This window comes from Xenorhabdus sp. KK7.4 (assembly GCF_963876465.1).
GTDB lineage: Bacteria > Pseudomonadota > Gammaproteobacteria > Enterobacterales > Enterobacteriaceae > Xenorhabdus > Xenorhabdus stockiae.
Genome location: NZ_CAWNQF010000001.1, coordinates 89,212 through 111,451, shown reverse-complemented (window position 1 = coordinate 111,451; position 22,240 = coordinate 89,212). Strand labels below are relative to the sequence as shown.

Here is a 22,240-nt window from a genome sequence, read left to right as displayed (position 1 = left end):
TATAATAAAAATGTCAGGAATGTACTATGGAACGAGATTTAATTAACATTCGTAAAAAAATCAGCAGCATTGATGCTGATTTACTGGATCTTCTAGCACAACGCCGGCAATTAGCCTGTGATGTTGCACAGACAAAACTTCATGATAATCGCCCGATACGGGATAAAAATCGGGAACGAGAATTACTGGATGTGTTAATTGATAAAGGTAAATCTCGTGGGTTGGATGGGTTTTACATTACCCGCCTGTTCCAAATGATCATTGAAGATTCAGTACTGACACAGCAAGCCCTGCTACAGCAACATCTGAACCAGACACCTTATGATACGGCACGAATTGCCTTTCTTGGCCCAAAAGGTTCTTATTCTCATCTTGCAGCCCGCCAGTTTTCGGCACGACATTTCAATCAGTTAATTGAATGTAGCTGTCATAAATTTCCTGATATCTTTTCATTAGTGGAAATTGGTCAGGCTGATTACGGTATCCTGCCACTGGAAAATACCAGTTCCGGAGCAATAAATGATGTTTATGACCTGTTGCAGCACACTCCATTATCTTTGGTAGGAGAAATTACTCTGCCGATCAATCACTGCTTATTGGTTAGCAAAGAGAGTGATATTTCTAAGATAAAAACAGTCTACAGTCACCCTCAGCCATTCCAGCAATGCAGCCAATATCTTAATCAGTTCCCGCACTGGAATATCATCTATTGTGAAAGTACTGCCGTTGCCATGCAAAAGGTAACTGAAATAGATTCACCGGATGTGGCGGTATTAGGAAGTGAAGCCGGAGGCGCACTTTATGGACTGAAGGTTTTAGAAAATAATCTGGCAAACCAACAAAATAATAGCACCCGTTTTATTGTTGTCGCCCAGAAACCGATTGAAGTATCAGATCAGGTTCCGGCAAAAACGACTTTTATTATGTCCACGGGACAGCAGGCCGGCGCTCTGGTTGACGCACTCATTATCTTAAAAAAGCACAATATTATTATGAGCAAACTGGAATCACGCCCGATAAACGGTAAGCCATGGGAAGAGATGTTTTATATTGATGTTCAGGCCAATATTCGTTCCATGAAAATGCAACAGGCTCTTAAGGAATTGTCTGGAATCACCCACTTTTTGAAAATATTAGGATGTTATCCCTCAGAAAATGTCCCCTCGGCCGATCCATTCTGAATAGTAAACCGGATGGCAACATCCGGCTTTTCCTTCATAGCAACCGATTCACTTATACTCGATTATCATTAGCCTGCTGTAAGAGTGCCCGGCTCTCTTTCATAAACCGGTTTGCCTCATCACCAAACCATTCGCTCACTTGATTAAAGCTTGCAATAAATGCTTTTTTATCCTGATTTTCCAAAAGCGCCAAAGCCTGACCGAAGCTCTGATGATAACGACGAATCAGTTCGAGATTTTCAGGACTGGACATAATAATATCTGCATACAATTGTGGGTCCTGAGCAAATAATCGGCCAACCATAGCCAGTTCCAGACGATAAATGGGTGAAGACAGCGCTAATAGTTGCTGTAGGTCGATATCTTCTTTTAACAGATGCCGTCCATAAGAAAAAGTGGTGAAATGACGTAGTGCCTGAATAAAACTCATATTTTTATCATGTTGCTCTGCATCGATTTTATGTAGTCGAGCGCCCCAGACTGATATTTGTTCCAGAAACCACTGGTATGATTCGGGCTGTCGGCCATCACAAAAAACAACTACTTGCTTAGCAAAACTCCCCACGTCCGGCCCAAACATCGGGTGTAATCCCAGAACAGGCCCTTTGTGTACATCAAGCATAGCCTGAAGTGGCTTTTGTTTGATAGAAGCCAAATCCACCAGAATGCACTCTTCAGGCAAAGGGGGTAAACGGTGGATAATATCTTCAGTTAAATGGATAGGTACGCTGATAATGACCATACCAGCACCAGCTAAAATAGTTTCAGCCTGTTCCCAGTCATTCGCCTCAAGGACCCTGACTTCGTAATCTGATAAAGTCAACAATCTGCTAAATAACCGGCCCATTTTTCCAGAACCACCAACAATGACAATAGGTCCTATATCAGCATTGAGCTTTTTGAAGCCTTTATCATTTTCACTGGCATAAGACTCACGCATAATACGGCGCAGAATATCTTCAATTAAATCCGGAGAAATCCCCAGTATTTCTGCCTCCTGGCGGCGAGAAGCCAGCATACTGGCCTCCCTTTCGGGTGCATAAATCGGTAAACCAAGCTGACTCTTCACCTCACCGACTTCAGCAACCAAATCCATTCGTCTGGAAAGTAAATTGAGCAGAGCTTTGTCTACCTCATCAATTTTTTCCCGCAATTGCGATAATTCTGCTGCCATGTCAATTACCCTGCCTGTTTCATCGTTATGTTTCGTTTTGATAAGTGCGGCTTGATTTGCTGATGTAATTTTCTTAATACCTGCTCCGTCGTTTCCCAGCTAATACAAGCATCAGTGACAGAAACACCATATTGCATTTCAGAACGGGTTAGCTCGGAAGACTGGTTTCCTTCATTAATATGACTTTCTAACATGATACCAATGATGGATTGATTCCCTTGCATAATTTGCTCAGCGACAGAATCCACAACAACACTTTGACGGCGAAAATCTTTATTAGAGTTACCGTGACTACAATCAATCATCAGTGATGGGACTAAACCTGCCTTAACCATCTGATTTTCACAGTCACGCACATGCTCAGCACTATAATTAGGCTCCGCTCCACCACGTAATATTATATGGCCGTTTGGATTACCCCGGGTTTGCAGCAGGCACACCTGACCAGACTGATTTATTCCCATAAAGCGATGTGGCATTGAGGCAGCTTTCATCGCATTAATCGCTGTATTTAGATTACCATCCGTACCATTTTTAAAACCAACTGATACTGATAAGCCTGAAGCCATCTCACGGTGAGTCTGAGACTCAGTCGTTCTTGCTCCAATCGCTGACCAACTAAAAAGATCGCCCAAATATTGAGGGTTGTTAGGGTCAAGTGCTTCATTTGCCAGTGGCAAACCCATTTCTACCAGATTCAGTAATAAACGACGGGCAATATGTAATCCGCCATCCATATCAAACGACCCATCCATATAAGGATCACTGATCAAGCCTTTCCAGCCAACAGTAGTACGAGGTTTTTCGAAATAGACACGCATAACAATATACAGACAATCGCTCAGTTCGGCAGAAAGTGATTTCAGGCGTTGGGCATAATCAAGAGCGGCATCCACATCATGAATAGAACATGGACCACATACTACCAACAAACGGGGATCATCATGATGGATGATATCTGCAATAGTATTACGCGCGTTTGTAATCGCATTCAAGTCACTGCTACTCAATGGATATTTTAGTTTCAGCTCTTCCGGTGTAATCAGAACTTGTTCATCGAGAATGTGAATGTTATTAAGCGCATCTTTTTGCATGATCATTTTTCATACCTGCTTTATTTGTCTGTTTAAGTTTTTAGCATCTGCCGAATAACATACCATGCTCCGTAAAGAATACAATCCGATTGTTTATATTTTTTTACGAAAGTGTAAATTTTACTTTACATCAAACCTTCCTGGTAATTGATATTAATCAATGCATAAATAATTCACATATATTCTAATTATCAATAGAAATATATTAAACAGACTGAACGTTAATGACTGAATAATATATTTAACAATTAAACCTCCAATAGCAATATTTTATTAACCATTGATTAATTATTTATAAAAAAGTTAATTACCTTTAAAAATCAGTTGATAAAAACAAGATCTTAATCCCGTTTTTATATTTTTATTTTAATAATATTAACATGTGTTTTTAATGTTAATTAGAAACTATAAAAAAACATTTATGAAGAATGGTTGAATAACTCTGTCTAAAAGAAGTGGGTTATCAACGTTCATTTTTTACTCATTCATTAAGGATAGATATGATAACGCTGCAATTTGCCATAATAATTATATGCTTATTGATAGGTACGCGTTATGCGGGCATGGGATTGGGGCTGATCAGTGGCATCGGGCTTTTTATACTGACATTTATTTTTGGATTAGAGCCAGGTAAGCCACCAGTTGATGTAATGCTAACTATTCTTGCAGTGATCGGCTGCGCATCTGTTTTACAAACTGCAGGTGGCCTGAATGTGATGATGCAGTGTGCTGAACGCCTTCTACGCCGCCATCCACAACACATTACTATTTTAGCGCCACTCACTACATGGATGTTAACTTTCCTTTGTGGCACAGGCCATGTGGTTTATACCATGTTCCCTATCATCGGTGATATCGCCTTAAAAAAAGGCATTCGCCCTGAACGTCCGATGGCAGTCGCATCTGTTGCCTCACAAATGGCAATTACAGCCTCTCCTGTTTCTGTTGCCGTCGTTTCTTTAGTATCAATTATCGCGGCCAGTCATGGTATCGGCCATGCCTACGGGATCTTAGAAATCCTGACCATTTCAATTCCTGCATCACTGACCGGGGTTGTACTTGCTGCATTATGGAGTTTACGTCGAGGCAAGGACTTAGATAAAGACGAAGAATTTCAGGAAAAAATTAAAGATCCTAAACAACGAGAATTTATCTACGGTAATTCAGAAACTCTGTTAGATCAGGTCTTTCCTAAACAGGCATACAGAGCCACCTGGATCTTTTTCGCTGCCATTGCAGTCGTGGTGATGTTCGGTGCATGTACTGAATTACGTCCTGTTTTTGAAGTAAAAGGGGAATTAAAGCCACTCTCTATGAATCTGGTTATCCAGATGATGATGCTGATCGCGGGTTCAATCATTTTGATGACCTGTAAAGTCAAAACCAGCGAAATAGCTAATAGTGCCGTATTCAAAGCCGGAATGGTTGCTATCTTTTCTGTTTTTGGTGTTGCATGGATGAGTGATACCTTCTTTCATGCACATTTAGGTGATTTGAAACTGGTATTGGAAGATATTGTTCAGGCAAAACCCTGGACTTATGCATTAGTGCTGTTTCTGGTGTCAAAATTAGTTAACAGCCAGGCCGCAGCTTTGACCGCAATTGCTCCAATGGGATTACAGCTTGGTGTTGACCCTAAACTTTTGATTGCCTTCTTCCCGGCGGCTTATGGTTATTTTGTTTTGCCTACCTATCCAAGTGATTTGGCCTGCATCGGTTTTGACCGCTCAGGTACAACAAAAATCGGGAAATTTATCATCAACCATAGCTTTCTTGTGCCGGGCCTGATTGGTGTTAGTAGTGCCTGTACGGTAGGGTATGTTTTAGTCAGCACTTTTATGTGATTTCACAACAAGTAACACCGTTTACTAAAAATATTTAGCAGTAGACGGTGTTATTTTTGATAAAGTTCTTAACCTTTTCTACTTATCCAAAATCTTTACATGAACTTCATCAGATTTTACTTCGATATGTATATTTACTGAATCTCCATTATTGAGCATTGCGTGCGCATTATAAACTCCATCAGATAGTTTCTCATCAATATTAACATTTTGACATTTAATGTTATTGACGTTATTCATGTAATGAAAGTTATTCGGTTCACGAAGCATATTATACAAATGTAACTGCATCGCATTATTATTATACTCTTGGCTATAAATATCAGTAACAACAGAACATGCTGTTTCAGCCACCATTTGGCTAGAAACATGTTTGAAAGAAATAATGATTGATAATACAAATGTGAGTAACCATCCAATAAAATAACCTTTATCGGTCTTTAGAAATGTTGCTCTTTTCCATAAATATAATGGCGTTAAAAGAATAAAATATAAAAAACCTTTTGGTATTTTCCGATTTTGACTCTTCAGTAAAATATCATCTGCAAGCCAAAGAGAAATATTAAGCCCTGCATATATCCACCAATCAAATTCTGTATCAGCCAACACTTCTACTATCGAACCCACGATAGGCAAAGCCACAATACCCCATACAGGCCAGTTACTTACAGGTCTCACGGGCTCATTATTATTTTGAATATTTTCGCTGGGTACTCCTGACTCCATTTTCTTTTCTCCATTAACAATAAATGTATCAATGATATTCATTAATAATTTTTAATGAATTAAAAAACACACAATTGTTCGTAACAGTATTCGGTGAATTAAGCTGGAGAAGGAAGAGTATGAAGAATGGTTATAATATGGTGATTTGTGGGCTGGATGGCGATTAACGTTATGTAATAAGTATATTATTAAAAAGGCCAGCAAATTGCTGGCCTATAACTTTCGGATGTAGCAAAAGCGTATTATTTAGCGCCCAGACGCTCTTTAATACGAGCTGCCTTACCAGAACGCTCACGCAGGTAGTACAGTTTAGCTCTGCGAACAGCACCACGACGTTTAACATGGATGCTGTCTACGACTGGGGAGTGAGTCTGGAATACACGCTCAACGCCTTCGCCGTTAGAAATCTTACGAACAGTGAATGCAGAGTGCAGACCGCGGTTACGAATCGCGATAACCACGCCCTCGAATGTCTGCAGACGCTTTTTAGAACCTTCAACGACCCATACCTTAACTTCCACGGTGTCACCCGGACGGAATGAAGGTACGTCTTGCTTCATCTGCTCTTGTTCAAGTTGTTTAATAATGTTGCTCATAATAACTCTCTTACCCTAGGTAAACTGATATATCAGAGACATTCCTTTATTGGACATGTCTAGATTAATTCGTTGCCTGATCCTGATATTCCTGTTGGAATTCAGCCAGCAACATCCTTTGCTCGTCAGTCAGAGCTAGGCTTTCTAGAAGTTCGGGCCTTCTTAGCCAAGTACGACCCAGTGATTGTTTCAAGCGCCAGCGATCAATTTGGGCATGATTTCCTGACAGTAAAACTGCCGGGACTTCCATCCCATCCAACACTTCAGGGCGGGTATAATGCGGGCAATCCAACAGCCCGTCAGCAAACGAGTCCTCTTCTGCCGATGCCTGACGCCCCAACACCCCTGGGATAAACCGGGATATGGAATCAATCATTGTCATAGCAGGAAGTTCTCCCCCGCTGAGAACGTAATCCCCGATAGACCATTCTTCGTCAATTTCGGTTTGGATAACGCGCTCATCAATACCTTCATAACGACCGCAAACCAGAATTAATTTCTCATTTGCTGCCAGTTCGCAAACTCCCTGTTGGTCGAGTTTACGTCCCTGAGGTGAAAGATATATCACCTTTGCACCAACACCAGCCGCTGCTTTAGCTGCCTGAATGGCTTCCCGTAATGGTTGCACCATCATCAGCATGCCAGGACCACCACCATAAGGGCGATCATCCACAGTACGATGCCTGTCGTAGGTAAAATCCCGCGGACTCCAGCAATCGATACTGAGCAGGCCATTTTTCACTGCCCGACCAGTTACCCCGTAATCGGTTATTGCGCGGAACATTTCAGGAAACAGGCTAATTACCCCAATCCACATATAGCGTCCCACTTCTCAACCGGTTTACCGGAGATTAAAAACTAGGATCCCAATCTACTTCAATAGTTTTGGTAGCGAGATCAACTTTCTTGATAACCTGCCCATCAAGAAACGGAATCAACCGCTCCTTGATACCGAATGCATCTTTCAGGTTTGCCTTGATTACCATCACATCGTTAGACCCGGTTTCCATCATATCCTGGACAATGCCAAGGTTATAACCCGCCGTATTGATTACCTGGCAACCTGTGAGGTCTTTCCAGTAATAATCACCGTCTTCCAGTTCTGGTAATTGGGATGAATCCACCACTATTTCACTGTTGGTGAACAGATTAGCGGCATCCCGATCATCAACACCTTTAATTTTGATGATCAAATCCTGATTGTGATATTTCCATGTTTCCAGCTCAACGTGTTGCCACTGACCGGAACGCTGAATAAACCACGGTTGATATTCAAAGATGTCTTCGGCTTGTTCGGTGGAGGAAAAAACTCTGAGCCAACCACGTATGCCGTACGCTGACCCTAATTTCCCCAACACGATTGGATCAACAGGGTGCTCCAGGCCAGATTGTTTGCTCATTGTTACCACCGCGACAGATTAAGCTGCTTTTTTAGCGTCTTTGATCAGTGCCGCAACACGATCAGACACAGATGCACCCAGACCAACCCAATGTTCGATACGGTCCAGATCTAAACGCAGAGCTTCAGCATTCCCTGATGCGATAGGGTTGAAGAAACCAACGCGCTCAATGAAGCGACCATCACGCGCATTGCGGCTGTCGGTCACTACTACTTGATAAAACGGACGCTTTTTAGCGCCACCACGAGCTAAACGAATTGTTACCATAACATCCTCATTAGTTATCAAAACAACCAGACTCCATCGAGGAACGGAGTCCGGCTGTCCATGAAAAAGCCCGAAAATTTTACTCACTTTGGCGCAAAAAGCAATCCAAAGAGCATTTTCTTTCGAAATTTGTTGATTATCGCCCCATGAAACCAGGTGGCAGCATGCCTTTCATGCTCCGCATCATTTTTGCCATTCCACCCTTCTTCATTTTTTTCATCATGCGCTGCATTTCATCAAACTGTTTCAGTAAACGGTTAACATCCTGCACCTGGGTACCGGAACCCATTGCAATACGGCGTTTGCGCGATCCTTTGATAATTTCTGGTTTTTCACGTTCCTTGCGGGTCATTGAATTGATGATGGCTTCCATCTTAACCAGAACTTTGTCATCCATTTGAGATTTGACAGCATCAGGAACCTGAGACATGCCCGGCATCTTGCTCAACATACTTGCCATACCGCCCATGTTGCGCATTTGCTTAAGCTGATCAAGAAAATCAGTTAGATCAAACCCATCACCTTTTTTCAGTTTTGATGCCAGTTTTTCTGCCTGACTCCGGTCAACTTTGCTTTCAATCTCTTCGATTAAAGAAAGCATATCCCCCATACCTAAGATCCGCGATGCAATGCGGTCAGGATGGAAAGGTTCCAGAGCATCCGTCTTTTCACCAACACCAAGGAATTTAATTGGCTTACCCGTAATATGCCGGATAGAAAGTGCAGCACCGCCACGAGCATCACCATCGACTTTAGTCAGTACAACCCCTGTCAGTGGTAACGCTTCATTAAATGCTTTGGCCGTGTTTGCAGCATCCTGCCCCGTCATTGCATCGACAACGAACAGGGTTTCAATAGGTTTGATTGCCGCATGAACGTCTTTAATTTCATCCATCATGGCTTCATCGACATGCAGACGCCCTGCTGTATCGACCAAAAGCACATCATAGAATTTCAGTTTGGCATGCTGGGTGGCTTTATTAACAATATCAACCGGTTTTTCTTGTGGGTCTGACGGGAAAAAATCAATTCCAACAGTTTCTGACAACGTTTCCAGCTGCTTGATCGCTGCCGGGCGATATACGTCAGCAGAAACAACCAGTACTTTTTTCTTACTTTTTTCTTTCAGCAGTTTACCCAGTTTTGCAACGCTGGTTGTCTTACCGGCACCCTGCAAACCCGCCATCAGAATGACTGCCGGGGGCTGAACAGCAAGATTCAATTCGCTGTTCACCTCTCCCATCGCCTTTACCAGTTCATTTTGAACAATTTTGACGAATTCCTGCCCGGGGGTTAGACTTTTGTTAACTTCATGCCCTACCGCGCTTTCTTTGACTCTTGAAATGAAATCACGCACTACAGGTAACGCAACATCTGCTTCAAGTAAAGCCATGCGAACTTCGCGCAGCGTATCTTTAATATTGTCTTCAGTCAGCCGTCCACGACCGCTGATATTGCGCAATGTGCGCGATAGTCTGTCAGTTAAATTATCAAACATTGTCTCAGCTCAGATATCTACAAGTGGGTCTACCTGTAAGGCAAATTTAGTGAATTATAACACGATGATTATGTAATCTCTGCAAAGAGATTCCCAAGTATGATTAACAACGGTTGGAGGCTATCCTCGCTGACGGTATACTTAAATTTTAAGTTAACTCTAATACTATTGCGAAAACGAAAAACTTTATGCCAGTATTTTCAATCATTGCCTCACTTGCTTATCTCATTAGCCTGACACTCGTTGTGCCGGGCTTATTGCGGCAACAAAACAGTTATCAAAAACTGGCTCTGCTTTTCGCAATTGTCGCTCTCTTCAATCATGGGATATCCCTAAAATATCAGGTGTTCCATGTCAGTAGTGGCCAAAATCTGACCTTGCTGAATTTAGGTTCTATGGTCAGCTTACTGGTCTGTATCATCATGACGATTGTTGCCTTTCGTGGTCGTGCCTGGTTTTTACTGCCGATTGTTTACAGCTTTGCCGTGATAAATTTGATACTGGCAAGCATGGTACCCGGTGAATTCATTACTCATCTTGAAGGAAGCATTGGCCTATTTATACATATTGGACTGGCATTACTGGGGTATGCCACGTTACTGATTGCAGCACTTTATGCGCTACAGATTAGCTGGCTGGATAATCGTCTGAAAAAGAAAAAGCTCACTTTCTCGCCGGGAATGCCCCCATTAATGACTATTGAACGCAAAATGTTTCACATTATCCAGGTTGGCGTAGTTTTACTAACATTGACGTTATGTACAGGCATCATGTATATGGATAATGTTTTCAATAAAGAAAATATCCATAAATCGGTTTTGTCCCTCCTCGCATGGTTTATCTATATCATGTTGCTTTGGGGACATTATCGTGAAGGATGGCGCGGTAAACGTGTTATTTGGTTTAATTTGATTGGTGCATTTATCCTGACACTTGCTTTTTTTGGTAGCAGGTTATTGCAACAATTCATGACTTATTAAACCCGCTGCCAGCTTATATAAACATTAGGAAGGAACTCTGCTTTGGAGCATGTCTCAACAGGCACATTAATTATTGTTCTTGTCATCATGGTTATCATTTCTGCCTACTTTTCTGCCTCAGAAACCGGCATGATGACAATAAACCGTTATCGCTTACGTCATTTAGCTAAACAAGGTAGCAATCCTGCACGGAGAGTGGAATCGCTGCTCCGCCACCCTGACAGGCTCATCAGCCTGATCCTGATCGGTAATAACCTTGTCAATATTCTGGCATCCTCACTGGCTACCATTGTGGGTATGCGTCTTTATGGTGATGCCGGAGTTGCGATCGCAACCGGGATACTGACTTTTGTGATTCTGGTTTTCGCGGAAGTTATGCCTAAAACTATCGCAGCGCTATACCCGGAAAAAGTTGCCTTTCCAAGCAGTTTATTACTGCGCCCACTACAGAAAATCATGCTGCCGATTGTGTGGGCATTTAATAAGATTACTTTACTGTTTATGCGCTGTCTGGGGATCAAAGTTTCTGGCATCCGCAATGATTCAGTCAGTAAAGATGAACTGAGAACGATTGTTAATGAATCAAACACCAACCTCTCACGCCGTAATCAGGATATGCTGATCTCGATACTGGATCTTGAGAAAGTCACTGTTGGTGACATAATGGTTCCCCGTAATGAAATTGTCGGTATTGATATTAATGATGACTGGAAATCCGTTATACGTCAGTTGACGCATTCGCCACATGGCAGAATTGTGTTGTACCGGAATTCGCTGGATGATGCCATTGGCATGCTGCGTGTACGTGAAGCCTACCGTCTCATGATGGAGAAAAAAGAATTTACGAAAAAAAATCTGATCAGAGCTGCGGATAAAATTTATTTCATTCCTGTCAGTACACCATTAAATGCTCAGTTGGTTAACTTCCAGCGTAATAAGCAAAAAGCGAGTCTGGCTGTTGATGAGTATGGGGACATTCAAGGGCTAGTGACTGTAGAAGACATTCTGGAAGAAATCGTTGGCGATTTTACCACTTCGATGTCTCCTTCTCTGGCAGAAGAAGTCTTACCTCAAAGTGATGGCACGGTTCTGGTTGACGGTACAGCCAATATCCGTGAATTAAATAAAGCATTTGACTGGACACTGCCGGCTGACGGACCACGCACAATGAACGGTATGATTCTGGAAGAGTTAGGCGAAATTCCGGAGTTGAATGTTCAAGTGCAGATCAACGATTACAATTTTGAAATTCTTTCTGTCAATGACAATGTTATCAAAAAAGTACGTGTAACACCGATGAAGCAGGGAGCTGCTAAAAATACTAAAGCCAGTAGCTGATTGATAACATATCAAATCTGGCCGTAGAACAGTGTCTTTACGGCCAGAATAACAAATCTTACTATATTCAGCTTAATTCAACTCATACTACACTTGCAGTTCAACCAGTTTTTCTTCCGGTAAAGCCAGTTCATCATTTTTATTAACACGAACATCTGCATTCAGAATGTGGCGGGCAATATCCTGTGCTTCCTGCAAAGAATGCATTTCATAAGTACCACACTGGTAAACATTCAATTCAGGAATTTGTTTCTGATCCTGGACTTTCAGTACATCGGCCATCGCACCTTTCCATGCTTCAGCGACTCTCGATTCATCTGGAGCACCAATTAAGCTCATGTAAAAACCGGTACGACACCCCATTGGAGAAATATCGATAATTTCAACTCCAGCGCCATTCAGGTGGTTGCGCATAAAACCGGCAAACAAGTGTTCAAGTGTGTGAATGCCTTTTTCTGGCATGACTTCTTTGTTAGGAATACAAAAACGTAGGTCAAATACTGTGATAGTATCACCGTGAGGTGTTTTCATCATCTTGGCAACTCTAACGGCTGGTGCAGACATACGCGTATGGTCAACGGTAAAACTGTCCAATAAAGGCATGATCTTAATCTCCTCAGACATCAGATTTTTTTACGAAAAAAATTTTTTCAGATAAATGAAACCTTTTTAATTACAGCAGGTCTTAATTAATGAAGACGCGCAAAATTGTTATCATCCTTATTTTTCTAAGAGACTTTTTTTAATTCGGCCACCACTCGGTGGCCATTTTTATTTTTTAAGACCCTGCATGTAATTTTAGATAATCATCAAAACTCATGTTGTCTTGCTGTTCCAAATTACGTTGTCGTTCTACTGAAGCTTCACGTTCCGTAGAAAAATGGTCATCATTGAGTATACTATACGGCTCATTGACTAGTTCCAGATAATATTTATTAGCCAGTTCCAGCCCAAAACCATCAATCCCCTGAGTTTTCATCCGTTCTAATACACGTGCAGAAAATGTCAGCGATGGATCTTCAAACATACCAACCAGTTCCTTACAGACCGACTGATATTGTGACCCGGAGCAACTATCCAAGACCTCAGCAACACGTTCCAGATCTGCAAATAATTCCAGACCGACTACCTTGAGCGGTTGCAGTTCAATTCCATGACCGATACCAACATGAAGATCCGGTCTACGCCCTTCAAGGATCACTTTATTCCAGTTTTTACGGCAACAATCCAATTCTTCACTGCTCATTTCAGGCGAATCAGCCACTGCACACCATATCAGAAATAAATCCAGAAAACGGATCTGAGTTTCATCGACGCCGATCGATGTGAATGGATTGATATCTAGAGAACGAACTTCAATATATTCCACCCCTCCACGAAGTAAAGCATCAGAAGGCGTTTCTCCTTCTTCAACAACTCGTTTAGGACGTATAGGTGCATATAGTTCATTCTCTATCTGAAGAACATTCGTATTCAGCTGTAGATACTTACCGTCTTTTTTAATTCCCAGTGCTGCGAACTCATCCGACGGCTTGTGAATTGCTTTTTTAAGACCTTCTACATATGTATGAAGGCTATTAAAAGTAATATTCAAGTCACTCTGCGATTTGTTGGTATACCCTAAGTCACTCATTCTCAAAGAAGTCGCATAAGGTAAATAACAAGTTCCTTTTTCAGTCTGCTCAAAGGATAACGCAGTATCTCTCCCGCGTAAAAACGAGGAACAAATTGCCGGTGATGCACCAAACAGGTATGGGATTACCCAACCGAACCGATAGTAATTGCGGATCAGTTTAAAATATCCTGCTGAAATTTGCTCTTTACCACTTTCTGCATCTTTTACACCTAACCATGCCTGCCAGAAGCTGATTGGTAGTGAAAAATTATAGTGCACGCCAGAGATAGTCTGCATCAATGCGCCATAACGATTTTTCAACCCCTCCCTATACAGGGTCTTAAAACGTCCGATATTGGATTGACCATACTGTGCCAGCGTAATGTCATCTTCCTTACCAATGAAGCATGGCATACTTAAAGGCCAGTTTTTTTCATTAACCAGATTCTTAGCAGTGTATCGGTGTAAGTCTTTAAGAAAATCTATAGTTCTTTTTATATCACTATCAACAGGGGTGATAAACTCCAACAAAGATTCAGCAAAATCAGTTGTAATCCATTTATGTGTTAAAGAAGCACCTAGCGATTCTGGATGCTTTGTCATAGCTAAATGACCGTCTGGAGTAACACGCAATGTTTCACGTTCAATACCGCGACAAATGCCATCTAACACGGCCGGATTTGCCTCTAACCATGACAATGCTTTTGATACATCCGGGATCAATTTGACCTCCCGTGGAGTTTTAATAAGATGATTATTGAGCACTTACTTTATATCAAACAAGCCAAATTGTCGCTGACTACATAGCGATGAAAATATGTTATTGAACAAAACACAAATACTAAATGGTAAAATAAATATAATGTATAAAAAACAAAACGAAAAACCCCCGCCTATTAAGGCAGGGGTTTATCTAATATGGTGCATCCGGGAGGATTCGAACCTCCGACCGCTCGGTTCGTAGCCGAGTACTCTATCCAGCTGAGCTACGGATGCATCTTCAATTTTTTATGTTCTGTTCAGGTGCTGTCGCTTACCCGATTTTTCAGAATTAAATACCCGATAAATCAGATATATTTAATATGGTGCATCCGGGAGGATTCGAACCTCCGACCGCTCGGTTCGTAGCCGAGTACTCTATCCAGCTGAGCTACGGATGCATCGTCAATTTTTTATGTTCTGTTCAGGTGCTGTCGCTTACCCGATTTTTCAGAATTAAATACCCGATAAATCAGATATTTTTAATATGGTGCATCCGGGAGGATTCGAACCTCCGACCGCTCGGTTCGTAGCCGAGTACTCTATCCAGCTGAGCTACGGATGCATCTTCAATTTTCTATGTTCTGTTCAGGTGCTGTCGCTTACCCGATTTTCCAGAATTGAATACCCGATAAATCAGATATATTTAATATGGTGCATCCGGGAGGATTCGAACCTCCGACCGCTCGGTTCGTAGCCGAGTACTCTATCCAGCTGAGCTACGGATGCATTGTCGGTTTTCAGTGTTCTGTTCAGGCGCTGTTGATTGCCTAACTGTTCAGAATTGAGATACCTAGTAAATCGCGGCTTTTAAAATGGCGGTGAGGGAGGGATTCGAACCCTCGATGCAGCTCTTAACCACATACTCCCTTAGCAGGGGAGCGCCTTCAGCCTCTCGGCCACCTCACCATACGCTTTAAAACTCTTGACTCAGGTTTTCGTTTTTAAGCTTTCACTTAATAACTCTTTTAAGCTTCACCCCTGAGACTCACTCAGAAGCTTTTCTTAAAGCCGTTCGTCGTTGCGATGGCGCACATATTACTTTCCCAGCCTGATAAGTCAAACAATTTCTCACAACTTTTTTCCGTTTGAATACTTTGCGCACAAAACGTTTGATTTAACGTCTAAAAGGCTGTTTTATCAACAGCAAAATCACCGAATCCCTGTGAAGATTTATCGAAAAAATTATTCATCGCTATGACATCATGAATGAGGCCTTTTCGACAGATAGAAAATGAAAAGACGTGAGAGAATAGAATTAAGGTAACAAAGAGAGATAAATCGACGTGGTTTATAAAGAAGGGAAGTAGAGTAGCGCCCAAGTTTTAAAAAAGCATGGACGCCATTCTTGAATTAAAAAGTTGTAGGCTGAGACTTCTCTGCCTGAATCCGTTGATAAATTTCTTCACGGTGAACAGAAACTTCCTTGGGCGCATTTACACCAATACGAACTTGGTTGCCTTTAACTCCCAGTACTGTAACTGTTACCTCATCGCCTATCATGAGCGTTTCACCAACTCGACGAGTCAGAATAAGCATTCTTTGCTCCTTGAAAATTTAAAAGAGTCGGGTCTCTAGGTTTCCCCGCTATTATCCATCAAACACCGTGAAAACGTAAAGCTATGATATCTACTTAAAGTATAAGCAGTTTTGAACACATTTCCTATATCTATAGGATAGCTAAAATATAAGTATGTGCACAACATTTCAACAATTTCACAACGAAAAACATTTGGCACCATAAAAAGATTGCTTCCATGGTGCCACTACTATCACTGCAATACCAACTACAACCGCAATGTGACCCACTCTTCTACACTGTCCAATGCGGAAGGAAGAGCTGCTACATCTGTCCCGCCAGCCTGAGCAAGATCAGGACGACCTCCTCCTTTACCTCCAACTTGTTGGGCAACGAAAGAGATTAAATCGCCCGCTTTTATTCTAGCAGTCAAATCCTTCGTTATACCAACAATTAGGGTGACTTTATCACCAGTCACAGTAGAAAGCACAATAATTGCTGATCCTAGTTGATTTTTCAGATCATCAACCATTGTTCTGAGCATTTTTGGTTCCACATCACCCAACTGAGTTACCAGCAGGCGCACACCCTGAATATCTTTTGCCTTATTAGCCAAAGAAGAGCTTTCCTGAGCTGCCTGCTGAGATTTCAGCTGTTGCAATTCTTTTTCCAGCTGCTTCGTTCTATCCAGCGTGGCTTTAACTTTCTCGTTCAGGCTATTGATATCGCCCTTCACCAAATAAGCTATATCTTGCAATAAATCAGTCTGCTGATAAATAGAATTAAGTGCGGTTTGCCCTGTTACAGCTTCAATACGGCGGATACCTGCAGCTGTACCTGATTCACTGGTTATACGGAATAATCCGATATCGCCGGTATGGCTCGCATGAGTACCACCACATAACTCAGTGGAGAACTCTCCCATGCTCAATACACGCACTTTCTCATCGTACTTTTCGCCAAATAGTGCCATAGCACCCTTGGTCTTCGCCTCTTCCAAATCCATTACATCTGTAATAATTGATGAGTTTTTACGGACTTCTTCATTCACCAAATTTTCTACCAGACGAATTTGCTCTGGCTTCATTGCTTCAAAATGGGAGAAGTCAAAGCGCAAATATTTGTCATTGACCAGAGAGCCTTTCTGAGAGACATGTTCTCCAAGAATTTGGCGCAGTGCTGAATGTAGCAGGTGAGTTGCTGAGTGATTCAGACGAATGTTATTTCTGCGTGCCACATCAACTTCAGCGTTAACTGCTGTATTTACAGTCAGGCTGCCACTTATCAATTTACCAACATGACCAATTGCCTGACCGTATTTTTGTGTATCAGTAACTTCAAATACACCTTCAGTACCTGACAATTTGCCTGTATCACCGACTTGTCCACCGGATTCAGCGTAAAAAGCAGTTTTATCAAGAATAATGATCGCTTCATCACCTGCATTCAGATGATCGACTTCCTCTCCATTGCGGAAAATGGCAGTTACAGAGGCTTGCTGAGAATCATGGTCATAACCAGAAAATTCGCTTTGCCCATCAACTTTAATGACGTCATTATAGTCAGTACAAAATCCACTGGATTCGCGAGCACGACGGCGTTGATTCTCCATCGCAGATTCAAAACCTTTTTCATCAACTTTGATATCACGCTCACGACAGACGTCAGCAGTCAGATCAAGAGGGAATCCATAGGTATCATAAAGACGGAAAGCGGTTTCGCCATCTAAAGTATTACCGGACAGTTTGGCCAGCTCTTCATCCAGTAATTGCAGACCTCGCTCCAAAGTACGAGCAAACTGCTCTTCCTCTGTTTTCAGTACCTGCTCAACCAATGCTTGCTGGCGCTGAAGTTCCTCGCCTGCGGCTCCCATAATTTTGATCAACGGAGCAACCAGCTTATAGAAGAATGTTTCTTTAGCGCCCAGCATATTCCCATGACGGATAGCACGACGAATAATACGACGGAGCACATAACCCCGGTTCTCATTCGACGGAATAACACCATCGCAAATCAAAAATGAGCATGAACGAATATGGTCGGCAATAACACGCAGAGATTTGTTAGTGAGGTCAGTAGCACCTGTGACTTCTGCTACTGAGGCAATCAGATCACGGAATGCATCAATTTCATAGTTGGAATTTACATGTTGCAGTACCGCAGCGAGACGTTCCAATCCCATTCCTGTATCAACGGAAGGTTTTGGCAGTGGCTCCATTGTGCCATCAGCATGGCGGTTAAACTGCATGAAAACGATATTCCAGATTTCAATATACCTGTCACCGTCTTCTTCCGGGCTACCCGGAGGACCACCCCAAATATGTTCACCGTGGTCATAGAAGATTTCGGTACAAGGACCGCAAGGACCTGTGTCTCCCATTTGCCAGAAATTATCTGACGCGTAAGGGGCACCTTTATTATCACCAATGCGAATAATTCTTTCTGTAGGAACGCCGACCTCTTTGCTCCAGAGCTCGTAGGCTTCATCATCTGTCTCATAGACAGTTACCCACAGTTTTTCTTTTGGCAGGTTGAACCACTCAGCCCCAGTCAGCAATTCCCATGCATAATTAATTGCATCCTGTTTAAAGTAATCGCCAAAACTGAAATTACCCAACATTTCAAAGAAAGTATGATGGCGGGCTGTGTAACCAACATTTTCTAAATCGTTATGCTTACCACCAGCACGAACACAGCGCTGAGCCGTTGTTGCTCGGGTATAAGGCCTTTTATCCAATCCAAGGAAAACATCTTTGAACTGGTTCATTCCTGCGTTGGTGAACAACAATGTTGGATCATTAGTCGGCACCAATGAACTGCTTGGTACTATCTGGTGCCCTTTAGTTTGAAAAAAGTCAAGAAACGCTTGACGGATCTCAGCGGTGCTTTTGCTCATAATTGTCCCGAAATCAAGCTGAAAAACAGAATCATGGATGGTTGAAGTGACAAGTTTTATCACTATTTCAACTCACGAACAGGGTTAAGATAGAGTCTCTTCCATAAGAAGTAAAATTCCATATAAATCTATTCGCTTTTCAGCATTGTAATTCGTCTGAGCATTTTCTGAAAGTCTGTTTGTCAGACCAGTTCCGACGCACCTATTACACAGGTATTTATTCTCTCCATAAAAGAAAAAACCACACCCTTAAAGGATGTGGTTTTTTCAGAACTCTTTCTGACCACAAGACTGCGGCACAGAAGAAATAACAATCAAAACTCTTCGTTATTTACTTCTTCTGCATTGTCTTCATAATCAGTGACATAATCTTCAGCCGCGCTACTGAACCCACCAGCATTATTCAGCAATAACTCGCGCAGTTTTTTATCCAGCTCAGATGCGATTTCCGGGTGCTCTTTCAGATAATTTGTCGCATTGGCTTTACCCTGACCGATTTTATCGCCGTTATAGCTGTACCATGCACCTGCTTTTTCCACCATTTTGTGTTTAACACCCAGGTCGATAAGCTCACCATAAGTATTGATGCCTTCTCCATACAAAATCTGGAATTCAGCTTGTTTAAATGGTGCTGCAACTTTGTTTTTGACTACCTTCACGCGGGTTTCGCTGCCAACAACTTCATCACTGTTTTTCACTGAACCGGTACGGCGGATGTCCAAACGAACAGATGCATAGAATTTCAGTGCATTACCACCAGTCGTCGTTTCTGGGTTACCAAACATAACCCCAATTTTCATACGGATCTGGTTGATAAAGATAAGCAGAGTATTCGAGTTTTTCAGGTTTCCTGCCAGTTTACGCATTGCCTGACTCATCATACGAGCCGCCAGCCCCATATGTGAATCACCGATTTCACCTTCGATTTCTGCTTTTGGTGTCAATGCAGCAACGGAGTCAACAACAATAACATCAACCGCACCAGAACGTGACAAGGCATCACAGATTTCCAGTGCCTGTTCACCGGTATCAGGCTGAGAACACAGTAAGTTATCAATATCTACACCCAGTTTTTTAGCATAAACCGGATCGAGGGCGTGTTCAGCATCGATAAAAGCACATGTTCTGCCTTCGCGCTGAGCAGCAGCAATAACCTGAAGAGTCAGCGTTGTCTTACCGGAAGACTCAGGTCCGTATATCTCAACAATACGCCCCATTGGCAAACCACCTGCCCCCAAAGCAATATCGAGAGACAGTGAGCCAGTGGAAATGGTTTCAACATCCATTGAGCGGTTTTCGCCCAAACGCATAATTGAACCTTTACCAAATTGTTTTTCAATCTGGCCCAGTGCCGCTGCTAGTGCCTTTTGTTTGTTTTCATCGTTAGCCATGTTTACTCCCTCGTAAGCAATGAAGTGAAGGGGGCTGCCCCACTGCTGATAAACCGTTTCTGATGCTATGCCTAATAAGACTCGTTGTTTAATAAAAATTTATTTAAAAAACAATGTTTATAAGTCCACGTTTCGTAAATCACTTTATAAAGCCGATGTGCTTTATAAGATCAATATGGTTTATACGACCAAAATACTGGAACTAATTATACTGTATAATCATACAGCATCAAGTTAATTTTTTATGATTTCTTCCAGCAATGTTTTTAAAGAAAAAATAACAGACTGGAGACGAACAGCATTACGGTCACCAGTGAAAAGTCGGCGATATGATTTTGTATATCTCTTTGTGCCATCACGGACAGCAAATCCAAAGCAAACAGTGCCAACGGGTTTCTCTTTGCTGCCACCATCCGGCCCGGCGATACCACTGACTGAAACCGCAAAATCAGCCTTAGCGGCATCTAATGCTCCCAAAGCCATTTCTTTCACAACCTGCTCGCTGACGGCTCCTGACTCGACTAATGATATCGGTGAAACACCCAGCATTTCACATTTTGAATCATTACTGTAAGTCACGAAGCCACGATCAAAATAGGCAGAGCTTCCCGCAACATCTGTGATTACCTTGGCAATCCATCCTCCTGTGCAGGATTCTGCACAGGTAATAGACAGATTTTTCTGGCGTAACCTTTTCCCTAGTTCAATACTAAGCTGATTCAGGATTTTTTCATCCATAGTACGCCTTTAACTCTATAAGAAATTAATTTTTCCGAAGCAGATCCCAAATCCATAATCCACCGATTGCTAAAGAGAATAGTATCCCAAAGCCAATACCTATAGTAATAACGGATATTTGTAGCATGGTGGAAATTAAGTATAACCCCAGCATGATCAACATTGCGCTGTTTTCACCAAAATTCTGTACTGCTACAGCTTTACCAGCGCCCATTTCATGCTTCCCATGTTCCTGTAACAGCGCATTTAATGGCACAACAAAAAGACCACCACACAAACCAATCGTAATCAGGAATAGGTACGAATGCCATATTGAGTGTTGCAAGACAAACATGATAACAATCACACCAATAAGTATTCCGGCTGGCATACAGCGGCGCACCGTACTCAGTGTAATAAACCGTGCTGCTAATCCCGCCCCCGCAATAATGCCGATAGCGACTACGGCGTTCATCAAGGTTGGCGTTGTATTACCCTCAACGCCCAGAACAACAGGAACCCACGCAACCAGCAAAAAGCGCAGAGTAACACCCGCTCCCCAAAACAGGCTGGTTCCGACCAAAGAAAAGCGGGTTTCTGAGTTATTCCAAAGGGAAGAAATTACCGAAATAAAATCCTGTAGCATTGCTTTAAGATCCCAGCCTTTTCCCAGCCGGGCTGCCGCTAAACGGGGTATATACAAATTGGCTATTACTGCCGCGCTATACATCAGGGCACATATTCCTAATGCAAGAAATAGGTTTATATCAGAAAGAAAACCACCCACCACAGAACCAATCAGAATGGCTGCAATCGTCGAAGCTTCCATCAATCCATTGGCTTTGACCAAGTGGCTGCCGTCTGTCAATTCCCCTAAAATACCATACTTGGCCGGAGAATAAGCTGCCGCCCCGATCCCTACAAGGGTATATCCCAGGAAAGGATTCATATCAATGCAGATGCTGATGGCTCCCAGCAATTTGATGCCATTGGAAAAGAGCATAACCCTGCCTTTCGGGAACCGATCAGCAATTTGCCCCACAAAAGGGGCACATACGATATAGGTCAGCACAAAAACCATTTGCAGAGCCGGCAGGCTCCATCCCGGATAAGATTCAGCTTTCAATTGAGCCAATATCGCAAAGAATAAGGCGTTGTCGGCAAAAGCGGAGAGAAACTGGGATAGTAAAACAGCCTTCATTCCCCGGTTGAGCAATGGTTGTGTTTCCACAGTACCATTCATTT

The 22,240-nt window shown here is 42.3% G+C and carries 19 protein-coding genes and 5 tRNA genes; 4 read left to right on the top strand and 20 right to left on the bottom strand.

Features of this window, described 5'->3' with window-relative positions:
• The first annotated feature begins 26 nt into the window (after positions 1-26).
• A complete protein-coding gene (gene pheA, locus AACS90_RS00495; RefSeq protein ID WP_099119917.1) occupies positions 27-1,181 on the top strand; it encodes a bifunctional chorismate mutase/prephenate dehydratase in 1,155 nt (384 codons plus the stop codon).
• A gap of 52 nt (positions 1,182-1,233) precedes the next feature.
• On the opposite strand, the gene tyrA is transcribed toward pheA, so the two are convergent.
• Together tyrA and AACS90_RS00485 are read right to left on the bottom strand one after the other, a co-directional pair.
• Positions 1,234-2,355, bottom strand: a complete 1,122-nt coding sequence (gene tyrA / locus AACS90_RS00490; RefSeq protein WP_099119916.1) for a bifunctional chorismate mutase/prephenate dehydrogenase — start codon at positions 2,353-2,355, stop codon at positions 1,234-1,236.
• A gap of 5 nt (positions 2,356-2,360) precedes the next feature.
• Positions 2,361-3,455, bottom strand: a complete 1,095-nt coding sequence (locus AACS90_RS00485) for a 3-deoxy-7-phosphoheptulonate synthase (RefSeq protein WP_099119915.1) — start codon at positions 3,453-3,455, stop codon at positions 2,361-2,363.
• 494 nt (positions 3,456-3,949) lie between these two features.
• On the opposite strand from AACS90_RS00485, the gene AACS90_RS00480 reads away from it, so the two are divergent.
• Positions 3,950-5,293 (top strand): anaerobic C4-dicarboxylate transporter, encoded by a 1,344-nt coding sequence (locus AACS90_RS00480; RefSeq protein ID WP_099119914.1) that lies wholly within the window; start codon positions 3,950-3,952, stop codon positions 5,291-5,293.
• 78 nt (positions 5,294-5,371) lie between these two features.
• Here AACS90_RS00480 and AACS90_RS00475 read toward each other — a convergent pair whose 3' ends face one another.
• The 6 genes from AACS90_RS00475 to ffh form a co-directional block, all read right to left on the bottom strand.
• The gene (locus tag AACS90_RS00475; protein WP_153043625.1) at positions 5,372-6,061 is read right to left on the bottom strand and encodes a hypothetical protein; all 690 of its coding nucleotides are present in this window, start codon (positions 6,059-6,061) and stop codon (positions 5,372-5,374) included.
• 200 nt (positions 6,062-6,261) lie between these two features.
• Complete coding sequence (rplS, locus tag AACS90_RS00470; RefSeq protein ID WP_099110743.1) at positions 6,262-6,615, bottom strand: 50S ribosomal protein L19; 354 nt, start codon at positions 6,613-6,615, stop codon at positions 6,262-6,264.
• Positions 6,616-6,679: 64 nt separating this feature from the next.
• The gene (gene trmD, locus AACS90_RS00465) at positions 6,680-7,432 is read right to left on the bottom strand and encodes a tRNA (guanosine(37)-N1)-methyltransferase TrmD (protein WP_099110744.1); all 753 of its coding nucleotides are present in this window, start codon (positions 7,430-7,432) and stop codon (positions 6,680-6,682) included.
• A gap of 34 nt (positions 7,433-7,466) precedes the next feature.
• A complete protein-coding gene (rimM, locus tag AACS90_RS00460) occupies positions 7,467-8,015 on the bottom strand; it encodes a ribosome maturation factor RimM (protein ID WP_099119912.1) in 549 nt (182 codons plus the stop codon).
• Between the two features lie 18 nt (positions 8,016-8,033).
• Positions 8,034-8,282 (bottom strand): 30S ribosomal protein S16, encoded by a 249-nt coding sequence (gene rpsP, locus AACS90_RS00455; protein WP_010845359.1) that lies wholly within the window; start codon positions 8,280-8,282, stop codon positions 8,034-8,036.
• A 136-nt stretch (positions 8,283-8,418) separates the two neighbouring features.
• Positions 8,419-9,780 carry a signal recognition particle protein gene (ffh, locus tag AACS90_RS00450; RefSeq protein WP_099119911.1) on the bottom strand — a complete coding sequence of 454 codons (1,362 nt, stop codon included), beginning with the start codon at positions 9,778-9,780 and terminating at the stop codon, positions 8,419-8,421.
• Positions 9,781-9,968: 188 nt separating this feature from the next.
• On the opposite strand from ffh, the gene AACS90_RS00445 reads away from it, so the two are divergent.
• Together AACS90_RS00445 and AACS90_RS00440 are read left to right on the top strand one after the other, a co-directional pair.
• Entirely contained in the window at positions 9,969-10,760 is a 792-nt protein-coding gene (locus tag AACS90_RS00445; RefSeq protein WP_099119910.1) for a cytochrome C assembly family protein, read from the top strand.
• A gap of 42 nt (positions 10,761-10,802) precedes the next feature.
• The gene (locus AACS90_RS00440) at positions 10,803-12,098 is read left to right on the top strand and encodes an HlyC/CorC family transporter (RefSeq protein WP_153043624.1); all 1,296 of its coding nucleotides are present in this window, start codon (positions 10,803-10,805) and stop codon (positions 12,096-12,098) included.
• Positions 12,099-12,185: 87 nt separating this feature from the next.
• Here AACS90_RS00440 and luxS read toward each other — a convergent pair whose 3' ends face one another.
• The 12 genes from luxS to lplT all read right to left on the bottom strand — a co-directional run bounded on the left by luxS (position 12,186) and on the right by lplT (position 22,238).
• The gene (luxS, locus tag AACS90_RS00435) at positions 12,186-12,701 is read right to left on the bottom strand and encodes an S-ribosylhomocysteine lyase (RefSeq protein ID WP_099119909.1); all 516 of its coding nucleotides are present in this window, start codon (positions 12,699-12,701) and stop codon (positions 12,186-12,188) included.
• 175 nt (positions 12,702-12,876) lie between these two features.
• Complete coding sequence (gshA, locus tag AACS90_RS00430) at positions 12,877-14,436, bottom strand: glutamate--cysteine ligase (RefSeq protein ID WP_099119908.1); 1,560 nt, start codon at positions 14,434-14,436, stop codon at positions 12,877-12,879.
• A 196-nt stretch (positions 14,437-14,632) separates the two neighbouring features.
• Positions 14,633-14,709: transfer RNA gene (locus tag AACS90_RS00425), tRNA-Arg, on the bottom strand.
• Positions 14,710-14,796: 87 nt separating this feature from the next.
• Positions 14,797-14,873 (bottom strand) — tRNA-Arg (locus AACS90_RS00420).
• Positions 14,874-14,960: 87 nt separating this feature from the next.
• Positions 14,961-15,037: transfer RNA gene (locus AACS90_RS00415), tRNA-Arg, on the bottom strand.
• Positions 15,038-15,124: 87 nt separating this feature from the next.
• Positions 15,125-15,201 (bottom strand) — tRNA-Arg (locus tag AACS90_RS00410).
• A gap of 87 nt (positions 15,202-15,288) precedes the next feature.
• Positions 15,289-15,381 (bottom strand) — tRNA-Ser (locus tag AACS90_RS00405).
• Positions 15,382-15,825: 444 nt separating this feature from the next.
• Positions 15,826-16,011, bottom strand: coding sequence for a carbon storage regulator CsrA (gene csrA / locus AACS90_RS00400; RefSeq protein WP_010845367.1), 186 nt, complete (start codon positions 16,009-16,011; stop codon positions 15,826-15,828).
• Between the two features lie 248 nt (positions 16,012-16,259).
• Positions 16,260-18,887 carry an alanine--tRNA ligase gene (gene alaS, locus AACS90_RS00395; protein ID WP_099119907.1) on the bottom strand — a complete coding sequence of 876 codons (2,628 nt, stop codon included), beginning with the start codon at positions 18,885-18,887 and terminating at the stop codon, positions 16,260-16,262.
• A gap of 314 nt (positions 18,888-19,201) precedes the next feature.
• Positions 19,202-20,278, bottom strand: coding sequence for a recombinase RecA (recA, locus tag AACS90_RS00390; protein WP_099110751.1), 1,077 nt, complete (start codon positions 20,276-20,278; stop codon positions 19,202-19,204).
• Positions 20,279-20,512: 234 nt separating this feature from the next.
• On the bottom strand, positions 20,513-21,016 hold the full coding sequence (gene pncC / locus AACS90_RS00385) for a nicotinamide-nucleotide amidase (protein WP_099119906.1): 504 nt from the start codon (positions 21,014-21,016) through the stop codon (positions 20,513-20,515).
• A gap of 25 nt (positions 21,017-21,041) precedes the next feature.
• Complete coding sequence (gene lplT / locus AACS90_RS00380; protein ID WP_099119905.1) at positions 21,042-22,238, bottom strand: lysophospholipid transporter LplT; 1,197 nt, start codon at positions 22,236-22,238, stop codon at positions 21,042-21,044.
• Between the last annotated feature and the right edge of the window lie 2 nt (positions 22,239-22,240).